Raw genomic sequence first — 21,510 nt, forward strand, 5'->3', positions numbered from 1 at the left:
GATCAGTTCTGTGGGTTGAACGGGTTGGCGGGCGGCGGCACCGGTCCGGACGGGGGCACGGCGCTGGACTGTGAGCCCGGCTGCTGTGGCCCCTGCGGCGGCAGCTCCGGGTGCACCGAATGCTGCTCGTGCTGCTGCTTGCGGGTCTGCTCGTTCCACACCGGCGTGGGCGGCGGCACCATTGCCAGGATCCGCTCCACCACCTGTGCGGGCGCGATGTTGTCGGCGACGGCGTCGAAACCCAGCACCAGACGGTGGGCCATCACGTCGGGGGCGACGGCCTGCACGTCGGTGGGCAGCACATAGTCCCGGCCGTGGATCAAGGCCAGGGCGCGGGCGGCGGCCACCAGACCCAGCGTCGCACGCGGCGAGCAACCGATCTGGATCACGCTGGTCAGATCCGGCATGCCGAAGTCGGCCGGGGTGCGGGTGGCCAGCACCAGCCGGACGATGTACTCGGCCACCAGGTTGTGCACGAAGACATTGCTGGCCATCTCCTGCAGCTGCAGCACCTTCTCCGGGTCGAGCACATTGGTGGGTTCCGGCGGGCTGACCGACATCCGTCGCAGGATCTCGAATTCCTCGTTGCCGCGAGGGTAGGGCACGTCGACCTTGAGCAGGAAGCGGTCGCGCTGCGCCTCGGGCAGCGGATAGACACCCTCGGACTCCACCGGGTTCTGGGTGGCGATCACGATGAACGGCTTCTTGGCCGGGTAGGTGACACCGGCGATCGAGACCTGCTTCTCCGCCATCAGCTCGAGCATCGCCGACTGCACCTTCGCGGGGGCGCGGTTGATCTCGTCGGCCAGCACGAAGTTCACGAAGACCGGGCCGAGCTCGATGTCGAAGGACTCCTTGGAGGCGGAGTAGATCCGGGTGCCGACGATGTCCGAGGGCACCAGGTCAGGCGTGAACTGCACGCGGGCGAATTCCCCGCCGACGACGGTGGCGAAGCTGCGCACGGCCAAGGTCTTGGCGACGCCGGGGACGCCTTCCAACAGGATGTGGCCCTTGGCCAGCAGGCCGACCATCAGCTGCTCCACCATGTGTTCCTGGCCGACGATCACCCGCTGCACCTGGGCAATTGCTTCACCCAGCAGCTGGGCGGCCTCCTTGTTGGACAGGCCGCTGGCGGGCTTGGTCGTCGGGCCGCCGGGGGCGGCGTCGGGGGTGCTGCTCACGCGATATCTCCTGGACTGTGCGGGCTCGGCTGGGCACGTGGTTGCCACGATACCTTGCGCCCAGAACTGCGTGCGGCTGCCGGGCTTCGTGCCACGCGGGCGTCCCCGACGCGGTGACTTGGCCGGATGTGGTGAGATGGACCCGATGTCCGACGACCTGTCCCAGCCCGGCCCCGATCAGCTAGGGCCCGGCCCCGAGCCGCAGCCGCCCGTCGCCCCGCCGAGCGCGGGAGCCCACGGGCCGTTCACCGCACCCCTGCTGCCGTCGGACCCACCACGCGTCGGCGGTTTCTGGCTGGACGCCCGCCTGCTGGCCGGCCCGCCCGGCGTCGGCTACCTGGCCCATGGGGTCGATTCCAAGGGCGCCCACCGTCAGGTGATGCTCATCATGCTGGCGCACGGCGCCGCCGAGGATGCCGCCTCCCGGGAGCGGCTGGCCGGCGAGGTCAACAAGTTGCACATCGACACCGTCGTCGCGCGCGGTGGCCAGGGGCAGGACGGCGGACGTCTTGGCCACCGTTTCGTGCCCGACGATGATTCCCCGGTGGATCCGCAGGGCAAGCCGCTGGCACCGTGGGTGGCGCTGGCCTATGACGGCACCGACGCCGCCGTCGCCGAGGCCGAACGACTGCTGCGCAGCGTCGATCTTTCCTCCACGAGCTTTCTGGGTGGCCCGACCGGCCCGGACTACCGGCTGCACTGGATCGACGACTCCCAGCCCGGCACCTGGCGGGTCTGGCCACTGCCGTGGCCCGGCCGAACCGACCGGGCCGGCTGGATGTCGATCCTGGTCAGTTGGCTGTTGATGATCCTGCTCTCGGCGCTGGCACTGCTGATCGCAGTGCTGCTCTTCCAGAACAAGCCGCCGGTTCCACCGCCGCCACCGCTGCCCACCACGCCTCCCCCGTCGTCGCAGACGCCGCCGCCGTCGGGTTCTCCCCCGCCGTCATCCGGTTCGCCGTCGCCCTCGTCCGGCTCCCCCTCACCGTCCTCCGGCTCCCCCTCCCCATCCTCGGGCAGCCCGTCGCCGTCCAGCGGATCCTCCTCGCCGTCCTCGGCGTCGCCATCCCCCTCGTCCGGTTCGGGTTCGCCATCGTCGGGCTCGCCCAGCCCGAGCGATGGCCAGCCGACCAAGCCGAGCGACTCGCCGTCGATGGAATCCGTCGACCCCTCCGGCACCAGTTCCGGCGAGGCGGGTAGCCCGACGCCGAACAAGAGGCTGTGATGCACCCCTCGCTGGTTGCCACCGATCTGGACGGCACCTTCTTGGGCGCCGACGGCCGCGCCAGCCAACGCAATGTCGACGCGATGCTGCGGGCCGCCGACCTGGGGATACCCGTGGTGGTGGCCACCGGTCGTCCGGCCCGATGGCTGGACGTACTGGACCCGATCCGCGCCGCCCACCCCTATGTGTTGAGCAGCAATGGCGCCGCGGTCTATGACCTGGCCGCCGGTGAGCTGGTGGAGACCTTCCCCGTGCCCGCCGACCTGTGTCTGGACGTGGCCCGCGAGATGCGTGCCATCTGCCCGGAGATCGTCTTCGGGCTGGAATACGGTCTGGGTTGGGCTCGGGAGGAGCACTTCCCGCTGCGCCCCGACCATGTGGAAGCGGAGGCCATCGGTGACATCTCCCAGTTGGTGGCCACTCGACCCTTCGTGAAGATGCTGGTGATCAGCGAACGACACAACAGCGACGAGCTCGCGCAGCAGCTGATGCCCGTCTGCGACGACCGACTCACCTGCACCTGGTCGCTGGGCGGGCCACTGGGGCTGCTGGAGGTGTCTGCGCTGGGTGTCAGCAAGGCCTCGACGCTGACCCGGCTGGCCCAGGAGCTCTCGGTGGATCTGGCGGACGCGGTGGCCTTTGGCGACATGCCCAATGACCTGGAGATGCTGCACGCCGTCGGGCATGGCTATGCGATGGCCGATGCCCACCCGCTGCTGCTGGCCGCGGGATTCGGCACCGCGGGAAGCCACGACGACTCCGGGGTCGGCCGAACCCTCGAGGGCCTGTTCGACGCACTCTGAGGGGCCTCGACAAGCTCGGCCGCCGCCGAGAGGCCAACCCAACCACGATCCCCGAGCCTGTCGAGGGGTCTCACCAGCTGATGGTGATCTCCAGCTCGGACTCCTCGCCCGACTCCACCTCGACCGCGAGCGTCACCTGCTTGGGTACCGGCACCACCACGTCGCGATCCCCATGGCTGATCCGGATCTGCTGTGCCGCGACAGGTCGTCGGCAATCTCCCGCAGCCGGGCCGCCGCCCGCTCCCGGGTCATCGTCTGTTCGGTCTCGTTCTCGTAGAGCTCGTCACCCATGCACCCAGCTCACACCGCACCGTGAAGAAGGTCAAGAAGCTCGCCATGCATCACTGCATCATTAACCGTGATGCTATGAGCACTCATGCGTACCACGGTGACACTGGACGAAGACGTCGTACTGCTCTTGCAGCGGGAGATGGAGGTGAGGCGGATGAAGTTCAAGGACGTCCTGAACGGTGCACTGCGGGAGCAACTCGGGGGCGGTGGAGATGATGAGGTTCCTCTCGCCTTTCCGATGCGTGACCTCGGCCCCTGTGCCGTCGACCTCACACATGCGAATCAGTTGGCCGATGAACTGGACTCCTTGGAGCGCGCTCACGCGCTGGAGCTTGGGCGATGATCGTCCTTGACACCAATGTCCTGATTCATGCGGTTCATACCGGCAGTGCTCAGCATGACCGAGCACGTGGTTGGCTCAGTCAGGCCGCGCAGCAGACTGAACTCCTGGGGATGCCGTGGGTCTCGCTCCTGGGCTTCATCCGCATCACCACGAATGGTCGGTTGTTCACTTCGCCGCTCACGATCAACGAGGCTCTGGACGCCGTGGGGGGTTGGCTCGCGCATCCTCGAATCACCGTTGCCGAACCGGGCCCACGTCACGCCGAGATCCTGTCGCGCCTGCTCCGGGAGGATGGAGCCGCTGGAAATCTGTCAACGGATGCGCACATTGCCGCCATAGCTGTAGAGCACGATGCGCGGCTGGCCAGCTTCGACCGAGACTTCCAACGCTTCGGAGTGGAACTCGTGCTCCGCTGAGCTGAGCACGATGTGGTGGGGCGTGCGGGGCTCGAACCCGCGACCCAGGGATTATGAGTCCCCTGCTCTGACCGGCTGAGCTAACGCCCCTCACCTTGCCGACGGCCGATCCTAGCGCGTCTCAGACGTAGTCCTCGTAGGCCACCAGGTCCAGGACGCCATTGCCGGACAGCCCGAACAAGATCACCTCGCCGTCCTGGGCCGAACGGGCGTGCCTGATCGCCTCCGCGACGGCGTGGGTGGATTCGGGCGCTGGAATGATCCCCTCGGTACGGGCAAACTGCAGTCCGGCGGCGAAGGCATCGTCCTGCTCGACGGCGACGGCCTCCATCAGGCCCAGGTTCACCGCGTGCGAGACCATCGGGGACATGCCGTGGTAGCGCAGCCCGCCGGAGTGGATGGCCGGCGGGACGAAGTCCGAGCCCAGGGTGTGCATCTTGAGCATCGGGGTCAGCCCGGCCACGTCGCCGAAGTCGTAGCGGAATTCGCCCTGGGTCAGCGACGGGCAGGCCGCCGGCTCACAGGCGACGAAGCGACTGGTGGTGCCCTCGCGCAGGTTCTGCCCGATCAGCGGGAAGGTGAGCCCGGCCAGATTGGAGCCGCCGCCGGCGCAGGCGAAGACCACGTCGGCCTGCCGCTCCCCCGCTGCCTTGAGCTGCTCCAGCGCCTCGATCCCGATCACCGTCTGGTGCAGCATCACGTGGTTCAGCACGCTGCCCAGCGCGTAGTGAACGTCGTCGTGTTGTGCGGCCACCTCGACGGCCTCGCTGATCGCCATCCCGAGGCTGCCGGTGGTGTCGGGATCCTTGGCCAGCATGGCCCGGCCGGCCGCGGTCAGTTCGCTGGGCGAGGGGTGGCAGGAGGATCCATAGACCTCCATCTGCGCCCGCCGGTAGGGCTTGGAGTCGTAGGAGGAACGCACCTGCCAGACCTCGCACACCATGTCGAACAGGGCGCAGGCCAGGCTCAGCGAGGCGCCCCATTGCCCGGCGCCGGTCTCGGTGGTGAGCCGGTTGATCCCCTCCTGCTTGTTGTACCAGGCCTGGGGAATGGCGGTGTTCGGCTTGTGGGAGCCGGCCGGGCTGACCCCCTCATACTTGTAGTAGATCCGGGCACCGGTGCCCAGCGCCTGCTCCAGCCGGTTGGCGCGGATCAGCGGCGACGGACGCCACTTGGCGTAGACCTCCCGCACCGGCTGCGGGATCTCGATCCAGCGTTCGGTGGAGACCTCCTGCTCGATCAGCGCCATCGGGAACAGCGGCGCCAGGTCCTCGGGCCCCAGCGGTTCGCGGGTGGCGGGGTTGAGGGCCGGCGCCATCGGCTCGGGGAAGTCGGCGGCAAGGTTGTACCAGTGGGTCGGGACCGTGCTGGGAACCTGCTCACCAGGCTTGTACTGCTCGCTCATCGCGACCTCCTCGTCGACCTCGCCGCGGCCCGCGCCGCCTGACGCGCCCGACCCTAGCGAGTGACGCTCGGTTCAGGAGGCGCTGTCCAAGGCCCGGATCAGGTCCTCAAGCCAGGCCGCGATCCCGTCGGGGCCGCCGCACAGCACGTCGGCCTGCTCGGCCACCGTCGGCTGCTCCACCGACGCAGACACCACGCAGACACCCGTCATTCCCTCGGCACGCAGCTGCTTGATCCGGGCGAAGGCTGCCAGATCACCCAGGTCATCGCCCATCATCACCAACACCTTGGGCTGGAAGCGGGTGACCAGTGCGTCGATCCCGTCACCCTTGGTGATGTTGGAACTGCGTAGCTCGATGACGTGGCGCCCGGGCTCCACCACCAAACCGTGATGCTCGGCGATCTTGGCCACCGGCTGTTCCAGCCAGGCCAGGCTTCCTGACGGATCCGTGGCGCGCCGGGTGTGCACGCCGATCGCGCGGCCCTTGTCCTCCAACACCACGCCGGACAGATCCACCGGGGCGTCGGGGCTGGCCAGCAGCGCTTCCAGCTCCTCAAGGGCCTGGGCGACCGATTCGGGCACCGGCGGCATGGTCAACTCGTCGGTGGCCGCATCCCACTGCTCCTGGGCGTACTGGCCCAGCAGCACCAACCGGGCGAAGCCCGAGTCGTCGTCCAGCTGGCCCAGCTCCCGGGCGGCGGCAACCGGCCGTCCCGTGACGATCGCGATCTGCCCCAGCCGCTCCCCCAGTGCAGCGAAGGCGGCCCGGGCACCGGGATGGATGTGTGCCTCGGCCGGGTTCTGCACGATCGGCGCAAGCGTGCCGTCGAAGTCGCTGGCCAGCAGGCTCGCCTGCGGATTGGCGACGATGGCCTGGATGGCGGCCTCCCCCTCGGGCGTGACGGCGCGCCAGGCGCCGGCCTCCGGGAAGTCGTCGTCGTTGACCTTGCTCGAGGGCTTGTTTTCGGACATCGCAGTCATGGGACAAGCCTGCCACGGATGGCCACGATCCCACCCCTTTGGCTGGGGTGTGATGAATTCTGGGGGCGATAGGGTCGGGGTGAACCGTCTCAGGGATGTGAGGGAACAGATGAACACCGCAGACTTCGTCGTCGTCGCCAACCGCCTGCCCGTGGATCGCAAGACCGGGCCCGACGGAGAACCCATCTGGCGCACCTCACCCGGCGGGCTGGTCACGGCGCTGGAGCCGGTGATGAAGCGCAAGGGCGGTGCCTGGATCGGCTGGCACGGCGCCCCCGACGAGACCATCGACGGATTCACCCATGAGGGGTACCAGATCGTCCCCGTCCCGCTGAGCACGCACGATGTCGAGGACTTCTACGAGGGCTTCAGCAATGCGACGCTTTGGCCGCTGTACCACGACGTCGTCGCTCCCCCGGAGTACCACCGCGAATGGTGGGACTGCTACCGCGAGGTCAACCGTCGGTTCGCCCAGGCCGCCGCCGACGTTGCTGCCGAGGGCGCGACGGTGTGGGTGCAGGACTACCAGCTGCACCTGGTGCCGACCATGCTGCGCGAACTGCGTCCGGACCTCAAGATCGGCTTCTTCCTCCACATCCCCTTCCCGCCCAAGGAACTCTTCCAACAGCTGCCCTGGCGCAAGGAGTTGGTGGAGGGCCTGTTGGGCGCGGACCTGATCGGCTTCCAGCTGCCCGGTGGTGCGGCCAACTATGTTCGGCTGGCCAAGCAACTCTCCGGGGTGCAGGCCAGCCGGGACACCATCACCATGCCCGACGGCCGGATCGTGCGGGCACGGGCCTACCCGATCTCCATCGACGCCGACGGTTTCAAGGCCTTGGCCGAGGATCCGGAGGTGACCCAGGAGGCCGAGAAGCTCCGGGAGGACCTGGGCAACCCGAAGACCATCTTCCTGGGCGTCGACCGGCTGGACTACACCAAGGGCCTGCGCCAGCGGATCCGTGCCCTGGGTGAGCTCTTCCGCGATGGCCAGCTCGACCCGAACGAGACCGCCTTCCTGCAGGTGGCCACGCCGTCGAGGGAACGCGTCGAGGAGTACAAGAAGCTGCGCGACGACATTGATCTGCTGGTGGGCCGGATCAACTCGCAGATCGGCGAGATCGGCAACCCGCCGATCGTCTACCGGCACGAGTCCTACCCGCGCACGTCGATGGCCGCGATGTACTCGATCGCCGACGTGATGGTGGTCACTCCCCTGCGCGACGGCATGAACCTGGTGGCCAAGGAGTACGTGGCCTGCCACGCCGACAACAACGGCGCGCTGGTGCTCAGCGAGTTCGCAGGTGCGGCGAAGGAGATGAAGCAGGCCTACCAGTGCAATCCGCACGACCTGAACGGCATGAAGCAGACCATCATGCGGGCGGTGAACGACACCAAGGCGTCCCGCTCGCGACGGATGCGGGCCCTGCGCAAGCACGTCTTCGCCCACCAGATCGACGACTGGGCCAATGACTTCCTGACCGATCTGGGCGCCGCCTGACCTGGGCCTGGCGGCTGGTCGCCGACTCGGCCGACCGGCTCAGGCCTCCGGCGGCGGCGCGAGGGTGGCGGTCCGGGCCGAAGCCTCCTCACCCGCTGTGCTGGCCGTCTGCTCGCGCAGGTGCCCGCGATGGCGCAGCAGCAGCACCTCGGCCTGGAGCAGCTCGGCTTGCGGCACCGCAATCGTCGCCGCTGCCTCGGTGCCGGTCAGCAGTTCAGCTTGGACGTCCCGTTCCTTGGCGACGGTGAGGGCTTTGCGCGCCTGATCAAGGGAAGTGAAGTCGAAGAACAGCGATCCAGCGATGGCCCAGCCTAGTTCGGTGCCCGGGCTCGCTGGGACGTGCCCCGGGCCCCCGTTGTGCGCCGTCGGCGGAAAAGCCTCACCCTTCGGGGTGGGTTTGGCCCAATCGGTGCTGACGAATCGCCGTTCACCCCGTAGAAAAGTGTTCATGACCCAGCAGAACAAGAACGTGCCCCCGACCGATTCCTCCAAGGCCAAGGCCGAGCAGGCCCGCGTCGAGGCCGAGCAGCTCGGCCAGAACGCCAAGCAGAAGGCCGCAGAGGTCAAGGACACCGCCGCCGAGGCGACCACCAAGGTGACCGGCCAGGCCAAGCAGGAGGCCCAGCAGGTGGCCACCGAGGCGCAGGACCAGATCCGTGGGCTGGTGGACACCACCCTGGGCGAGGTCCGCGGCCGCGCCAGCGAGGGCCAGACCGCCTTGGCCGGCACCGTCGGCAGCCTCAGTCAGGAGCTGCAGCAGCTCACCCGCGAATCCTCCGCGAGCGGTCCGGTGGCCCAGTTCGCCGGCGACATCGCGTCGCGGGGCGAGCAGCTGGCCAGCTGGCTGGAGAACCACGAACCCGACGACGTGCTCGTCGAGGTGCGTCGCTTCGCCGCGCGCAAGCCCACCACCTTCCTGGCGCTGGCCGCCGGCGCCGGCCTGATCGCCGGGCGCTTGGCCCGCGGCACCCGCGACCTGTCGCAGGACGAGCAGCAGCGTCCCGCGGTTGCTCCCGCCCCGCGCGGCCAGTACCAGGTCACCGAGCCCGTGCGCAGCACCGACCGGCTGACCACCGACGTCCGTGACGTCGACGCCGCCCACTTCGCCTCCCAGGATCTGCGCGACGGTGGTCTTCGATGAGTTCACCCCTGATCCAGCCGTCGCACCCCGGTGCGGACGACGACCGGTCGATCGGCGAGATCGTCGGTGACCTGAGCCGCAACTTCAGCACCCTGGTGCACCAGGAGCTCGAGCTGGCCAAGGCCGAGCTGAAGCAGGATGCCGGCCGGGCCGGCAAGGGAGCGGGCATGCTCGGCGGCGCGGGAATCGCCGCCCATCTCGCCCTCACCTTCGGCACCCTGGGCCTGTGGTGGGCGATCGCCATCCTGATCGGCAACCACGACCACCCGGCTCTGGGCTGGTCCGGCCTGATCCTGGCCGTGCTGTGGGCGATCATCGCCGGCGTCCTCGCCATGCTGGGCAAGAAGGCCCTGCAGGACGTCGACGGCCTGCCGCAGACCACCGAAACCGCCAAGCAAATTCCGGATGCCCTGAAGGGCCATGAGGAGAAGAACCGATGAGCAATCCCGACGAGATCCGCCACGACATCGAGCGCACCCGCGCCAACCTGAGCGAGGACGTCAACGCGCTCACCGAGAATGCCAACCCCAAGAACATCGCGCAGAACCAGGTGGACAAGGCCAAGGAGCAGGTGAGCGACAAGGTCACCCAGGTGAAGGAGAAGGTCTTCGGCAGCGAGGACGACTTCGCCGACGACGGCCTGGCCGGGCAGGCCTCCGGCACGGTGCAGGATGTGCGCAACCGCGCCGCTGGCGCCGTCGATGACGCCCGCCAGAACCTGGCCGATGCGCCCACCCAGGTCAAGCGCAGCACCCGGGGCAACCCGCTGGCCGCTGGTCTGATCGCCTTCGGCGTCGGTGCCCTGGTTGGCAGCATGATGCCGGCCAGCAAGGCCGAGAAGCGCTACGTGGAGCAGGCCAAGGATCAGGCCCAGCCCTATCTGGAGCAGGCGAAGGACATCGCCAAGGACGCGGCCGACTCGCTGCAGCAGCCCGCCCAGGAGGCCGTCGCCAGCGTGAAGGAGACCGCCACCCAGGCGGCCGCGAACGTCAAGGGCGAGGCCGAGTCCGCGAAGCAGGACGTCGCCGACCAGGCCAAGGGCGCCCAGCAGGACGTGAAGCAGCAGGCCAAGAGCGCCAAGGACAACGTCCAGAAGTGAGCCAGCGGACCCGCTGGAGCTGAACAACAGCTGTGGTGCCCGGCCCCTTTGGGGTCGGGCACCGCTTCTTTTCCCGGGGATGGCCCGCAAGACATGACATGGTGGGAGACATGACTTCTCGGGGATCGAAGTTCTACATCGTCATGATCGCAACGGGGCTCGCTGCAGCCGCCGGCTGTTCGGGGGGAGGCTCCACGCCGGAGCAGACCCCCAACCCCTCGGGGGCGGCCAGCAGCGCAGCGACCCAGCCGTCGGCCACGCCCGACGCCAGTTCGGCCGCACCAAGTTCCGCCAGGCCGTCGGGGCCGATGGCCATGCCGCCCGCCGAACCGGTCGCGCCGCCGGCCTCGGCCGCGCCGCTGTCGGGCGGACCGGCTGCGTCGCTGGTACGGGTCCAGGTGAACAACTGCACCGCCATGGCCCAGGCAGCGGCCTTCTACGTCGGCCCGGATGTGGTGCTCACCGCCAGCCACGTCTTCGACAATGCCTCGTCGATCAGCGTGCACAACACCACCGGCGTGGTCCGCGGCGAGTTGCTCGGCAAGGACGACGCAACCGGCGTGGCCCTGGTGCGACTGTTGCCCACCCGGGACAACGGCAAGCTCACCGGCCCGGGCCTCTCGCTCGCCTCCGCGGCCCCGGCGGCCGGGGCCAAGCTGACCATGCTGGGCCTACCCACCGGGCTCGGCGCACACCAGGCGGCCGGGCAGGTGCAGCAGGCCGACCAGCAGGCAACGGTCGCCGGCGCCCCGCTCACGGGGCTGCTCAGCCATACCGCCAATGCCCAGCCGGGTGTCTCCGGCGCCCCGCTGCTGGATTCCGCGGGCACGGTGGCCGCGATCGAGCTGGCCAGTAGCCCCGACGGCAAAGGCACCCATCACGCCGTCCCGGCGTCGGCCGTCTCCGCGAAGGTCAAGCAGTGGCAGTCGGCCGGCAAGGCCACCAAGCTGGCCAAGTGCAAGGAGGACGGCCCGCCGTCGATGACCTCCATCCATCCGGATGCCCCGGCGATCAAGACCGCCCTCAACCGCTACCTGTGGGGCCTGTCCTACCCCAAGGACGCGGATCCGTCCGGTCAGCGGGGCAGCCAGGTGGCCTGGCACGGTCTCTCGACGGCGCGGCAGAAGTCCTTCGGCAGCCCCGAGAAGTTCATTGCATCGCTGAAGGGTGCCCGGGCGACCGCCGCCAATGTGGACAACCTGGAGATCAGCGACCAGTTCACCGACACCCTGATCTGGACCGTGCAGTTGGAGGGGCCGGGCAAGACCTGCCGGGTGCACAAGCAGAAGGTGCTGCTCAGCTCCGAGCCGGGCCGCTGGGTGATCGACCAGGTCAGCGATCTCGAGGCTCCGCGACAGTGCTGATCAGCGCCCCCGTCGCAGGCGCACGGATCGCGTGAGGGACTGCTGACACGCCAAGCGCCCGGCACCCCTCATCGGGGTGCCGGGCGCTTCGTGCAGTGGGCTTCGTGCAGTGGCTTGGTGCTCAGTCCTCGTAGGGGCTGGGGTGGCGACGCAGGTTGATGATGGCTGCGGCCAGACCGCCCCAGACCAGGGCGAGCGAGAGGATCAGCATGATCAGCGCGGTCGGGGTCATCGGGTCTCCTCCAGTGCCAGGTCGGCGTCGTCGTGGTGCTTGTGGTGGTGGTAGGGACGGTGCTCCATCCCGTCGAGCCGGGCGGGCCGGAAGTGGTCAACCGAGGTGCGCCACGGCAGGGCGCTGAGCGCCAGTGACGCGATCGTGATCAGCGCCAGCGAGCCCCAACCGAAGAGCAGGGTGAACTTCTCCGGGTACTTGCCGTAGCCATTGGTGACCAGATCGACGCCGGTCAGCACCAGCATCACGGTGAGCATGATCGGGGTGACGTAGCCCGCGAAGACCCGCCACCAGCCGCCCAGCGGGCTCGCGGAGTGCTCGCTGAGGTGGTGGTGCAGTTCCGGCAGCCGTCGCACCACGAAGGTGAGCAGGAAGACGGTCAGGACGGCGGAAAGCACGATGCCGATGTTGTTGACGAAGTTGTCCACCACGTCGAGCGTGTTGAGGCCGTTGGAGGTGCTGTACAGGCCGATGGACAACGCCGCGGAGAGCAGTCCGACGACGACCGAGCTGGCGGTGCGGCCCATTCCGAACTTCTCCTGCACGGCGGCGGTCACCACCTGGATCAGCGACACCAGCGACGTGATGCCGGCCAACGCCAGCGAGCCGAAGAAGAGCACCCCGAAGAACTGGCCGCCCGGCATCATCGAGATCACCTGCGGGAAGGTCACGAAGCTCAGGATCGGGCCGGTGATGCCCTCCAGCTCGGAGACCTTGATGCCCTGCTGGTCGGCCATGAAGCCCAGCGTCGAGAAGACGCCGATGCCGGCCAGGAGCTCGAAGGACGAGTTCGAGAAGGCCACGACGAAGCTGGTCGGCGCCAGATTGGCGCGCCGCGGCAGGTAGGAGGCGTAGGTGATCATGATGCCGAACATCACCGACAGCGAGAAGAAGATCTGCGCATAGGCCTGCACCCAGACGTGCGGATCGGCCAGGGCCGACCACTTGGGGGTGAAGAAGGAGTTCAGGCCGTTGACGGCGCCGGGCAGGGTGACGGCGCGCACCACCATGCCGACGAACATCACCACCAGCAGCGGCAGGAAGATCTTGTTCATCCGCTCCAGGCCACCGGCCACGCCCAGCGCCATGATGGCGGTGGTGAACAGCCAGACCAGCACCAGGGGCCACATCACCGAGGGCACCACGTCGCCGGTGACGTGGGCCTGGGACTCTGGCAGCAGGCGCAGGAAGTCCTTGACGAAGAAGCCGGCCGGATCCGAACCCCACGCGCGGGTCAAGGAGTAGCCGACATAGCGGACCGACCACGCCACGATCACGGCGTAGTAGGTGATGATCGCGAAGCACAGGCCCACCTGGAACCAGCCCAGCGGCTCGAACTTGGGGTGGATCCGACGGAAGATGGCCGGGGCCGAGCCGCGATAGCGGTGACCCAGCGCCCAGTCGAAGAGCAGGTAGACCACGCCAGCGGTCAGCAGGGCCACCAGGTACGGGATCAGAAAGGCGCCACCGCCGTTGGTGTACGCGACACCGGGGAAGCGCCAGATATTGCCCAAGCCGATGGCCGAGCCGACCGCGGCAAGGATGAAGCCCATCTGGGACTGCCACTGCTCGCGCGGGGCGTGGGAGGAAGCTGGGGAGGACACGTGGGTCTCCTGCGGGACGTGGACGAACGGACGACGAATAGTCACCCGTCACCCCACGACGCCACAAGGGCGCGTCTCGCGATGTGGGATGCACATCCCGACAACGAGACGCTAGCCTGTGCGGAATGAACGACGAACGGTGCAGCGGGATCACCCAGTCAGGCCTCCAGTGCCGCCGCCCGGGGAGCCCCTACTGCTACCAGCATCGTCCACCGTCGGATTCACTCAACTTCGAGGCCCACCGGGAGCGTGAGGACGAGCCCGCCGAGGATCAGGACGAGCTCTTCCCGCTCGGCCCGGGGCGGCCCGGGCAGGCGTGATCAGCCGCGCGGATTGACGTCCAGCACGACTTCGAATTCCAACAGATTGGCACCGGTGGCCACCGGCTTGCCGTGCTCACCCTTGTGCGCCGCGCGGCTGTCGCCGTCGCGCCAGGCCTCATAGGAAGCGTCATCTGCCCAGTGGGTGACGACGAAGTAGCGGGTCTCCCCCGCCACCGGGCGCAGCAGCTGGAAGCCGAGGAAGCCCGGGGCGGTGTCAACGGTGTGGGCGCGCTCACCGAAGCGGCGCTCCAGCTCGGGGCTGGCCTGCGGCGGGACGTCGATGGCATTGATCTTCACGACTGACATGCCGCCAGCCTAACCCCGGCTCACATCCGTCCTCCTGCCGTGCGATCCCCGGGGTACTTGACGGGCACTGAACTCCCGTTTAATCTATTGAACGTGAGTTCAAACCCTGCCGATCTCCTGCCCCAAGCGCGCATCCGCATGGCGGCTCTGGAGCTCTTCGGCGCCCAGGGCTTCGAGAAGACGACGATCCGCCAGATCGCCACACGCGCCGGCGTCTCCCCCGGCCTCGTGATTCACCACTTCGGCAGCAAGAACCAGCTGCGTGCGGTCTGCGATGACTGGGTCATCGAGGCGCTCGCCCAGGAGAAGGCACTGCTCACCATCGGCCCCCAGCCCCGGTTGCGCGACTACCTCGACGAACACCCGGAGTACACCCCGATCATGGCCTATCTGGTCACGGGACTGCGCGAGGGTGGCGAGATCGCCGACCGGATCTATGACCGCATGGTGGAGATGACCGACGAGATGATCACCCTCGCCGACGCCAACGGGCTGGTCCGCGTCCCCGAGGACCGCGAGGCCAGCGTCGCCTTCCTCGTTGCCAGTTCGCTTGGCTTCCTGATGCTGGGCGGGCAGTTCGCCCGTCGACTCGGTGGCCAGCAACTCAACGATCCCGACGTCGCCGAACGCTACGGACTGGTTGCCGCCGAAGTCTTCACCCATGGCCTGTTCACCGAGGCCTACCTCGATGCCCTGCGGGCCGCCAACACCAGCACCCCGGGAGACGGGAATGACCACAACCCTCGCAATCCAGACCACTGACCTGGTCAAGACCTTCGGCACGGTTCGCGCGCTCGACGGCCTGAATCTCAGCGTGCCCACCGGCCAGGTGCACGGCTTCCTCGGCCCCAACGGCGCCGGCAAGTCCACCACCATTCGCGTGCTCCTGGGGCTGTTGCGGGCCGATTCCGGCCACGCGTCGCTGCTCGGCGGCGACCCTTGGGCCCAGGCCCCCGAGCTGCACCGTCGCCTGGCCTATGTGCCCGGCGACGTGAACCTGTGGCCCAACCTCACCGGCGGGGAGGCGATCGACATCCTCGGCCGTGCCCGCGGCGGGCTGGACAAGACCAAACGCGCCGAACTGATCGACAAGTTCGATCTGGACCCACGCAAGAAGGGTCGCAGTTATTCCAAGGGCAATCGGCAGAAGGTGGCGCTGGTCGCGGCGCTGGCCTCCAACGTCGACCTGCTGCTCCTCGACGAGCCGACCAGCGGCCTCGACCCGCTGATGGAACGCGTCTTCACCGACCACATCCGCTCCGAACGAGACCAGGGCCGCACCGTGCTGCTCAGCTCCCACATCCTCAGCGAGGTGGAAGCGCTGTGTGACCACGTCTCCATCATCAAGGCCGGCCGGATCGTGGAATCGGGCACCCTGCAAGACCTGCGTCACCTGCACCGATTGGAGGTGACGGCGGAGCTGGAGCGAATCCCCGACGGGCTGGCCGCCCTGAACGGGGTGCACGACCTGAGGGTCGATGGTCACCGGATCAGAGCCCACGTGGACGCGGACGCCCTGAACGAACTGCTCGCGCTGCTCAGCCAGCACGGCGTGCGCAACCTGACGTCGGCCCCACCCAGTCTGGAGGAGCTCTTCCTCAGCCACTATGAGGCCACCGCCGAGGCGGCCCCGCGATGAACACGCTGCAGGGCACCGGCGTCATGATGCGGATCATGCTGCGCCGCAATTGGCTCTTCTGGACGCTGTGGATCATCGGTCTGGCCTGCCTGATGCCGGTCACGGCCAGCCAGTACGACACCATCATCCCGCCCGGTACCGATCCGCGGCTGACCATCGAGCCGCTGCGCAACAACCCGTCCATGCTGGCCCTGCTGGGCCCACCCTTCGACGTTTATTCCAAGGCCGGCTTCGTCTTCTGGCGGGTGGGCGGTTTCTGCAGCATGTTCGCCGGGATGCTGGGCGGCTTCGCGATCATCCGCGCCACCAGGGGCGAGGAGGAAGAGGGCCGACTGGAACTGCTGCGGGCTGGCGCCATCGGGCGCCACGCACCGCTGGCCAGCGCGCTGGCCACCTGTGCGCTGGGCTGCCTGGTACTGGGCCTGGTGACCGCCGGGTGGGCGATCGGCGCCGGGCTTCCGGCAGCTGGTTCCTTCGCGGCCGGATCGGCGCTGGCCGTCGAGGGGCTGGTCTTCGCCGGGATTGGTGCTGTGTGCGCCCAGGTCTTCGAGAATGCCCGGACGGCTCGCTACTGGACGATCGGGCTGCTCTGGGGCGGGATGTTCGTGCTGCGCATGATGATCGACGGCGCCGGGCCCGAGGCGCGTCACGCCTGGACCCGATGGCTGGTGCCGATGGAGTGGGGCATACTGGTCCGCCCCTGGTCCGACGAGCGCTGGTGGGTCCTGCTGCTTCCACTGGCACTGTTCGTGGTCACGTCGGTGGTCGCCTTCGGGCTGGAATCCGCCCGGGACCATCTGGCAGGCCTTCGGCAGAGCCGCCCCGGCCGGGGCGAGGCCCCCGGCTGGCTGTCTGGCCCGTGGGGCCTGGCCTGGCGGCTGCAGCGCGGCACGCTGATCGGCTGGAGCACCGCCGTCGTGCTGAGCTCGATCGGCATGGGCTCGATCATGAGCCAGATGGACGAGTCACTGGCTGCCAACCCGGAGATGGGCGAGATGCTGCAGAAGATGGGCGGCACCGGCAACCTGCAGAACGCCTTCTACATTGCGATGACCGGGATCATGGGCACCGTGGTGGCGATCATGGCCTGTGTGGTTTTGAACCGGCTTCGCTCGGAGGAAGGTCGTGGCCATGCGGAGATGATGTTGGCGACGGCGACCAGCCGGTGGCAACTGGCCCTGAGCCACCTCGTCCCCGCGCTGGTGATACCCACGCTGGCCTATCTGGCCGTGGGTGCGACGATGCCGCTGGTGCAGGCGCAACACGGTGGTGACTGGTCGCTGGTGGGTACCTATCTGCGTACGGCCGCAGCGCTGGTGCCCGGGCTGTTGCTGGTGATCGGCCTGGCCATGGTGCTGATCGGCTGGCTGCCTCGCCTGACCGGTCTGGTCTGGGTGGTGCTCGGCTGGACGATGTTCTGCACCTGGTTCGCGGTGCTGTTTGACCTGCCCGAATGGCTGCTCAAGCTGCAGCCCTGGGGGCATCTGGCGCACCCGCCACGCGATCCGATGGACTGGACCGCCTTCCTGGTTGAGCTGGCGATGGCCGTGGCCCTGCTCGTCGTCGGGTTGGTGGGCTACCGGCGTCGCAACCTGCCCGCCTGAACCGGCCACCGACGGGACCGGGGACCGTGTCAGGTAGGCAGTGCCGCAACCACGATGGCCGAGCCTGTCAAGGCCTTCTGTGAGCGGCGGCCGAGCCTGTCGAGGCCACCCGGTCAGAGGTGCTTGAAGCCCGCGGTCAACCGATCGATCTCCCGGCGATCCTTCTTGGTGGGCCGGCCCGCTCCCCTGTCCCGGCGGGCGACCGGGCCGGCCATCAGGTATTCCGGCTTGGGTGGCGACTGGTCGATGTAGCAGGTGCGGGCCACCGGTGCCCCTACCCGCTTGGCGATCGTCTGGGTGATTTCGTACTTGCGCTCCCAGCCCGGTTCGCGCACCGTGACCACGTCGCCGGGCACCACGGAATGGGCGGGCTTCACCGGGGAGTCGTTCAGCCGCACATGCCCACCGGCGACGGCCTTGTTGGCGGCCGAGCGGGTCTTGAACAACCGCACGGACCACAGCCAGACGTCGAGACGAACCATGGATTTCACCCTAGTGCCGCACCGGAGGAGAATCTCACCCGTGTCTGAGAACTCGCCCAGCGAACGCATGGTGGCCCCCTTCCGCACCCACAACGGCATCGTCTGGGACGGCGAGGTGGTCCGCTGCACCACCCAGCAGCACCATGCCAATGTCGGGGGCGGCATCCACGGCGGCCTGATCTCCGCCATGCTGGATGCCGTGATGGGCGGCAATGTCATCCTGGTACTCCCACCCGAGAAGATGGCCGTCACCTCCTCGATGACCGTCAACTACCTCAATGCGGGCCGGATCGGGGACACGTTGGTGGCCTCCGCCACCGTGCGCCGGGTCGGACGAACCCTGGCCTACGTGGACGGCACCTGCACCCGTGACGGTGAACAGACTCCCCTGGCCACTGCCACCGGTGTCTTCGCCATCATCGCCCGCCCGACCCGGCACCCGCTGGTGCGCCACTGACCCGGCCGTTCATCCGCACCTTCCAAGATCAGTCCCAGTCGCCCCGGTAGACGGGGTGGTAGCGATTGAAGGACGTCTCGAAGCCCACGGCCTGGGCCCAGGCAGAGCTGATGTCCTGTGCCTGTTCGGGCTCGGCCTGCTCACCCAGATGCCGGTGCACCGCATGCCGCCGGACGACCTCGTGGACCAGCCGGCGCTTGTTCGTCTCGTCCTTGAGCAGTTCGAAGATGGCCCCGTGCGGCAGGCAGACCGCCACAGCGTGGGCACACTCCACCAACTGTTCGTCCGTCAGCCCCTCGATGCCGACCCGCTCGATCCGGTTGATCGGGGCCGGCGGATCGTCAAGGCTGATGGTGGTGCGCCAGTCGTAGTCCGGTTCCGCACAGACCGTAGCGAGCGTGGGCATCACCCGATCCAGGGGGCAATGCCGCTGGCCAGGCGGCAGCAGCTTGCGGGCGCGCTGCTCGATGGACTTGATGGTGCGCCCAAGGGCGACGGCGATCTCCCCGGTGGAGGCACCCTCCCGCAGCATCGCGAGCAGGGTGTCGTGGTCATCATCGGTGTAGGCAAGCCCCGTCCTCGGGGTGGTCATCGTGGTCATGTCCCAACTCTCGGCCGCGAATCAGGCTGGCTCAAGGGGAATGTGTTGTCCCGGTGTTGTCCGCTTGTTGTCCGTTCGTTGTCCGCCATGGACCTTTAAATTGACCCTTACGTCAGGGTAGGGTTTTCCCTGTACATGAGCTCAGGCGAGGGGGAACGCATGAGAACTGTCCACGACGAATGGCCGCCGGTTTCGGATCCAGACGCGGACGACGACCGGAGCGAGAGTCAGCGAGTACCAGCCCAACGATGGTGGGTGGAGAAGCTTGCGCGCCGCTACCCGATCGTCGACATGATCCGGGAGGACCGACAGGTGAACGCTGGCCTGCTGCGTCCGGGAACCCAGACGCTGGCCTTCCATCGGCTGGCCAACTGGCGAAGCGCGCCCTACCGATCCCGGATGGCCATTCCCGCTGGAGTCATCGGCAGGGCCGGGCTGTGGTTCTGCCGCAACTTCTATGGCATCGAGGTGTCACCGGAGACCAGCATCGGCCGCCGGGTCAGGCTCTCCCACCAGAACGGGATTGTGATTCACAAGGATGCGGTGATTGCCGACGAGGTGCTGATCCGCCAAGGCGTTACGATCGGCTTGCGTGGGGACGTGACTGGCGACCAGTCTGCCCATGTTCCACACATCCTGCGCGGAGCCCAGCTGGGCGCTGGCGCGGTGGTGGTAGGCCCGGTCCAGGTAGGTGAACGCGCCATCGTCGGGGCGAATGCCGTGGTCACCAAGGACGTTCCCGCGGGCGGCAGGGCCTACGCGCCCCGCACGGTGATCCAGGCGGCAGCCCCGGGCCGACGTCAGATGGCCTGACGCGCCGCTGCGGCTGCCTTGACCAACCGCTCGCGCAAGCCACGAGCCGAATCCATCCGAGCCTGCAGATCGGCCATCGACTGCTCCACCAGGTGCGCGGCCTCGGCGAGCACCGCGTGGTCCGGTCCGTTCGTGCCCGGGCCGCACTCGCTGGCCCGGCAGGCGTCGACGATGGGCAACATCTCTTCCAGGCTCAGGCCGACCACCTTCAGGCTCATCACCAGCCGCAGTCGTTCGACGCACTCACTGTCGTAGACCCGAAAGCCTCCGACGGTCCTGGATGGTGGCTGCACCAACCCCATGTCCTCGTAGTGCCGGATCGAGCGCAGACTGAGACCCGTCAACCGTGCCACCTCACCGATGTGCAGCCGCCCGCTCGGAATGGGCTCGGACGACGGGATGGTGGGCACTGGCTACCTCCTGGACCGGGATTTCTCCTAGCCTAGCGGGAATTCTAGAGGGTGGTTCCCGACTCAGGAGCAGCCCTGCCCCAGTTGCTGCCAGCTGACCATCGCCTGCTCGCGTTCGGCTCCAGTGAGCAGCACGGGCAGACCATTGGTGACCCGAGCGGGGTCGAAGGCCATCGTCGGTGCACCGTCGGAGCCCGGAACGGTCACGGTGAGCACTCCGGTGGAGCGGGTCTGCGGCGCGCCGCTGCCGAAGACGAAGTTGCCCATGCCGTAGGCCATCGCCGTGTTCCCGTTCGTGGCCGTGGGTTGCAGGATGTGCGCATGGCTGCCGATCACCACGTCGGCACCAGCTTCCGACAAGGCCTTCATGGTCTCCCGCTGCCGGGGCGTGGGGCACCTGACCAACTCGGTGCCGGAGTGCAGGTAGACCACCACGACGCCGTCGGGGCTGGCAGCTCGTGCGGCCTTGACTCCCTCCACCAGCCTGGTGAAACCCTCCTCGTCCTTGACCTTGGCCAGTCCGGGCTTGCCGGGGGCAGCCTTCCAGTCCAGGTGCTCGTCAAGAACGTCCGTCGCTCCGAAGATCACCACCTTGCGCCCCTTGACCTCGGTGCTCCACGGGGCCCAAGCCTCGGCGTCGTCCTTGCCCAGGCCCACCATCGGGATCGGCGCCTTGGCCTTCACCTGGAGCATTCGTTTCATGCCCTCCTCGCCGAAGTCCATCCCGTGGTTGTTGGCCGCGGTGACGACGTCGACCCCGGCCTCCTTGAGCGAGTCGAGGATCTTGGGCCCGGTGGCGAAGGTGAAAGGCTTGGGTTGGGGCTTGAGGCCGGTGCGGTCCTCCGCGACGACGGTCTCCAGATTCACCATCGCCAGATCGGCCTTGGCCAGCACCTTGCCGGTCTCCCCGAGACCGACCTCATTGATCCGTGCGGCGGTGTTGTGCGCCTGGGTGTCGCCGCCGAAGGCCAGCGTGATGCTCTGGGCCTTGCCGCTGCGTCGCCACTCGCCCGGCAGCGGGGCGGTCTGTTCCGCCGGATTGTCCGGGCTCAGCGCCCTTACCAGCCCGACGATGCCCGCGATGATCGTTGCCAACAGGAGCAGCACCACCGCCAGTGCCATCCGTCGCCGCCGCCGGTAGACCGGGCTGTTGTCCCACTTCATCGTGATTCCTCGGGGGTGCCGCGGACCGGCTCGCCCGGTCATCGATCGACAGGTTAGGCGCAATCACTCCTCGCTGCACGCGGCCACGCGGGGCCCATCCATCTTGCTCCTGCCATGGGCGAGTCGAG

28 protein-coding genes and 1 tRNA gene are annotated in these 21,510 nt (G+C 68.1%); 15 read left to right on the top strand and 14 right to left on the bottom strand.

Annotated elements, in window-relative coordinates:
• Positions 1-2: 2 nt before the first annotated feature.
• A complete protein-coding gene (locus AAEX57_RS05705; RefSeq protein ID WP_342091469.1) occupies positions 3-1,181 on the bottom strand; it encodes an AAA family ATPase in 1,179 nt (392 codons plus the stop codon).
• Between the two features lie 379 nt (positions 1,182-1,560).
• On the opposite strand from AAEX57_RS05705, the gene AAEX57_RS05710 reads away from it, so the two are divergent.
• Both AAEX57_RS05710 and AAEX57_RS05715 read left to right on the top strand, forming a co-directional pair.
• Entirely contained in the window at positions 1,561-2,406 is an 846-nt protein-coding gene (locus tag AAEX57_RS05710) for a hypothetical protein (RefSeq protein WP_342091572.1), read from the top strand.
• A complete protein-coding gene (locus AAEX57_RS05715; protein ID WP_342091468.1) occupies positions 2,406-3,209 on the top strand; it encodes an HAD-IIB family hydrolase in 804 nt (267 codons plus the stop codon). The genes AAEX57_RS05710 and AAEX57_RS05715 overlap by 1 nt, the downstream gene beginning before the upstream one ends.
• A 70-nt stretch (positions 3,210-3,279) precedes the next feature.
• On the opposite strand, the gene AAEX57_RS05720 is transcribed toward AAEX57_RS05715, so the two are convergent.
• Complete coding sequence (locus AAEX57_RS05720) at positions 3,280-3,396, bottom strand: amphi-Trp domain-containing protein (protein WP_342091571.1); 117 nt, start codon at positions 3,394-3,396, stop codon at positions 3,280-3,282.
• 189 nt (positions 3,397-3,585) lie between these two features.
• On the opposite strand from AAEX57_RS05720, the gene AAEX57_RS05725 reads away from it, so the two are divergent.
• Positions 3,586-3,843 carry a hypothetical protein gene (locus tag AAEX57_RS05725; RefSeq protein ID WP_342091467.1) on the top strand — a complete coding sequence of 86 codons (258 nt, stop codon included), beginning with the start codon at positions 3,586-3,588 and terminating at the stop codon, positions 3,841-3,843.
• Positions 3,840-4,259, top strand: a complete 420-nt coding sequence (locus tag AAEX57_RS05730) for a type II toxin-antitoxin system VapC family toxin (protein WP_342091466.1) — start codon at positions 3,840-3,842, stop codon at positions 4,257-4,259. The genes AAEX57_RS05725 and AAEX57_RS05730 overlap by 4 nt, the downstream gene beginning before the upstream one ends.
• Before the next feature lie 13 nt (positions 4,260-4,272).
• Here AAEX57_RS05730 and AAEX57_RS05735 read toward each other — a convergent pair.
• The 3 genes from AAEX57_RS05735 to otsB form a co-directional block, all read right to left on the bottom strand.
• Positions 4,273-4,349 (bottom strand) — tRNA-Ile (locus tag AAEX57_RS05735).
• 31 nt (positions 4,350-4,380) lie between these two features.
• Complete coding sequence (locus AAEX57_RS05740) at positions 4,381-5,664, bottom strand: TrpB-like pyridoxal phosphate-dependent enzyme (RefSeq protein ID WP_342091465.1); 1,284 nt, start codon at positions 5,662-5,664, stop codon at positions 4,381-4,383.
• Positions 5,665-5,736: 72 nt separating this feature from the next.
• Positions 5,737-6,645, bottom strand: a complete 909-nt coding sequence (gene otsB, locus AAEX57_RS05745; protein ID WP_342091464.1) for a trehalose-phosphatase — start codon at positions 6,643-6,645, stop codon at positions 5,737-5,739.
• 109 nt (positions 6,646-6,754) lie between these two features.
• On the opposite strand from otsB, the gene AAEX57_RS05750 reads away from it, so the two are divergent.
• The gene (locus AAEX57_RS05750) at positions 6,755-8,143 is read left to right on the top strand and encodes an alpha,alpha-trehalose-phosphate synthase (UDP-forming) (RefSeq protein ID WP_342091463.1); all 1,389 of its coding nucleotides are present in this window, start codon (positions 6,755-6,757) and stop codon (positions 8,141-8,143) included.
• Between the two features lie 39 nt (positions 8,144-8,182).
• On the opposite strand, the gene AAEX57_RS05755 is transcribed toward AAEX57_RS05750, so the two are convergent.
• Positions 8,183-8,593 (bottom strand): hypothetical protein, encoded by a 411-nt coding sequence (locus AAEX57_RS05755; protein ID WP_342091462.1) that lies wholly within the window; start codon positions 8,591-8,593, stop codon positions 8,183-8,185.
• Here AAEX57_RS05755 and AAEX57_RS05760 point away from each other — a divergent pair.
• The 3 genes from AAEX57_RS05760 to AAEX57_RS05770 are packed head-to-tail and all read left to right on the top strand — an operon-like array spanning position 8,592 to position 10,383.
• Complete coding sequence (locus tag AAEX57_RS05760) at positions 8,592-9,284, top strand: hypothetical protein (RefSeq protein WP_342091461.1); 693 nt, start codon at positions 8,592-8,594, stop codon at positions 9,282-9,284. The two genes, AAEX57_RS05755 and AAEX57_RS05760, sit on opposite strands and share 2 nt — an antisense overlap.
• Positions 9,281-9,724, top strand: a complete 444-nt coding sequence (locus tag AAEX57_RS05765; RefSeq protein ID WP_342091460.1) for a phage holin family protein — start codon at positions 9,281-9,283, stop codon at positions 9,722-9,724. Before AAEX57_RS05760 ends, AAEX57_RS05765 begins: the two co-directional genes overlap by 4 nt.
• On the top strand, positions 9,721-10,383 hold the full coding sequence (locus AAEX57_RS05770) for a DUF3618 domain-containing protein (RefSeq protein WP_342091459.1): 663 nt from the start codon (positions 9,721-9,723) through the stop codon (positions 10,381-10,383). Before AAEX57_RS05765 ends, AAEX57_RS05770 begins: the two co-directional genes overlap by 4 nt.
• Before the next feature lie 133 nt (positions 10,384-10,516).
• Here AAEX57_RS05770 and AAEX57_RS05775 read toward each other — a convergent pair whose 3' ends face one another.
• Entirely contained in the window at positions 10,517-10,699 is a 183-nt protein-coding gene (locus tag AAEX57_RS05775) for a hypothetical protein (RefSeq protein WP_342091458.1), read from the bottom strand.
• On the opposite strand from AAEX57_RS05775, the gene AAEX57_RS05780 reads away from it, so the two are divergent.
• Positions 10,692-11,747: a S1 family peptidase gene (locus AAEX57_RS05780; RefSeq protein ID WP_342097761.1), complete on the top strand. Its 1,056-nt coding sequence runs from the start codon at positions 10,692-10,694 to the stop codon at positions 11,745-11,747. The genes AAEX57_RS05775 and AAEX57_RS05780 overlap by 8 nt on opposite strands.
• A gap of 121 nt (positions 11,748-11,868) precedes the next feature.
• Here AAEX57_RS05780 and AAEX57_RS05785 read toward each other — a convergent pair whose 3' ends face one another.
• On the bottom strand, positions 11,869-11,979 hold the full coding sequence (locus AAEX57_RS05785; RefSeq protein WP_342091456.1) for a methionine/alanine import family NSS transporter small subunit: 111 nt from the start codon (positions 11,977-11,979) through the stop codon (positions 11,869-11,871).
• Positions 11,976-13,583, bottom strand: coding sequence for a sodium-dependent transporter (locus AAEX57_RS05790; RefSeq protein WP_342091455.1), 1,608 nt, complete (start codon positions 13,581-13,583; stop codon positions 11,976-11,978). The genes AAEX57_RS05785 and AAEX57_RS05790 overlap by 4 nt, the downstream gene beginning before the upstream one ends.
• Before the next feature lie 125 nt (positions 13,584-13,708).
• On the opposite strand from AAEX57_RS05790, the gene AAEX57_RS05795 reads away from it, so the two are divergent.
• Positions 13,709-13,903, top strand: a complete 195-nt coding sequence (locus AAEX57_RS05795) for a hypothetical protein (RefSeq protein WP_342091454.1) — start codon at positions 13,709-13,711, stop codon at positions 13,901-13,903.
• Here the strand turns inward: AAEX57_RS05795 and AAEX57_RS05800 are convergent, their stop codons facing one another.
• Positions 13,904-14,212: an antibiotic biosynthesis monooxygenase family protein gene (locus tag AAEX57_RS05800; protein ID WP_342091453.1), complete on the bottom strand. Its 309-nt coding sequence runs from the start codon at positions 14,210-14,212 to the stop codon at positions 13,904-13,906.
• A gap of 93 nt (positions 14,213-14,305) precedes the next feature.
• Between AAEX57_RS05800 and AAEX57_RS05805 the strand changes: the two genes are divergently transcribed.
• Genes AAEX57_RS05805 through AAEX57_RS05815 form a run of 3 tightly spaced genes read left to right on the top strand, consistent with a single transcriptional unit; the run spans position 14,306 to position 17,455 of the window.
• Positions 14,306-14,974: a TetR/AcrR family transcriptional regulator gene (locus tag AAEX57_RS05805; RefSeq protein WP_342091452.1), complete on the top strand. Its 669-nt coding sequence runs from the start codon at positions 14,306-14,308 to the stop codon at positions 14,972-14,974.
• The gene (locus AAEX57_RS05810) at positions 14,943-15,851 is read left to right on the top strand and encodes an ABC transporter ATP-binding protein (protein WP_342091451.1); all 909 of its coding nucleotides are present in this window, start codon (positions 14,943-14,945) and stop codon (positions 15,849-15,851) included. The genes AAEX57_RS05805 and AAEX57_RS05810 overlap by 32 nt, the downstream gene beginning before the upstream one ends.
• Complete coding sequence (locus AAEX57_RS05815) at positions 15,848-17,455, top strand: ABC transporter permease (RefSeq protein ID WP_342091450.1); 1,608 nt, start codon at positions 15,848-15,850, stop codon at positions 17,453-17,455. Before AAEX57_RS05810 ends, AAEX57_RS05815 begins: the two co-directional genes overlap by 4 nt.
• Before the next feature lie 113 nt (positions 17,456-17,568).
• On the opposite strand, the gene AAEX57_RS05820 is transcribed toward AAEX57_RS05815, so the two are convergent.
• A complete protein-coding gene (locus tag AAEX57_RS05820; RefSeq protein ID WP_342091449.1) occupies positions 17,569-17,937 on the bottom strand; it encodes an RNA-binding S4 domain-containing protein in 369 nt (122 codons plus the stop codon).
• A gap of 40 nt (positions 17,938-17,977) precedes the next feature.
• On the opposite strand from AAEX57_RS05820, the gene AAEX57_RS05825 reads away from it, so the two are divergent.
• Complete coding sequence (locus AAEX57_RS05825) at positions 17,978-18,394, top strand: PaaI family thioesterase (protein ID WP_342091448.1); 417 nt, start codon at positions 17,978-17,980, stop codon at positions 18,392-18,394.
• A gap of 28 nt (positions 18,395-18,422) precedes the next feature.
• Here the strand turns inward: AAEX57_RS05825 and AAEX57_RS05830 are convergent, their stop codons facing one another.
• Positions 18,423-18,995, bottom strand: a complete 573-nt coding sequence (locus tag AAEX57_RS05830; RefSeq protein WP_342091447.1) for a hypothetical protein — start codon at positions 18,993-18,995, stop codon at positions 18,423-18,425.
• A 255-nt stretch (positions 18,996-19,250) separates the two neighbouring features.
• Between AAEX57_RS05830 and AAEX57_RS05835 the strand changes: the two genes are divergently transcribed.
• Complete coding sequence (locus AAEX57_RS05835; RefSeq protein ID WP_342091446.1) at positions 19,251-19,808, top strand: serine O-acetyltransferase; 558 nt, start codon at positions 19,251-19,253, stop codon at positions 19,806-19,808.
• Here the strand turns inward: AAEX57_RS05835 and AAEX57_RS05840 are convergent.
• Both AAEX57_RS05840 and AAEX57_RS05845 read right to left on the bottom strand, forming a co-directional pair.
• Complete coding sequence (locus AAEX57_RS05840; protein ID WP_342091445.1) at positions 19,796-20,218, bottom strand: helix-turn-helix domain-containing protein; 423 nt, start codon at positions 20,216-20,218, stop codon at positions 19,796-19,798. The genes AAEX57_RS05835 and AAEX57_RS05840 overlap by 13 nt on opposite strands.
• Before the next feature lie 63 nt (positions 20,219-20,281).
• The gene (locus AAEX57_RS05845) at positions 20,282-21,382 is read right to left on the bottom strand and encodes a CapA family protein (protein WP_342091444.1); all 1,101 of its coding nucleotides are present in this window, start codon (positions 21,380-21,382) and stop codon (positions 20,282-20,284) included.
• Between the last annotated feature and the right edge of the window lie 128 nt (positions 21,383-21,510).

The sequence above is a fragment of the Luteococcus sp. H91 genome (assembly GCF_038433135.1).
Classification (GTDB): Bacteria; Actinomycetota; Actinomycetes; order Propionibacteriales; family Propionibacteriaceae; genus Luteococcus.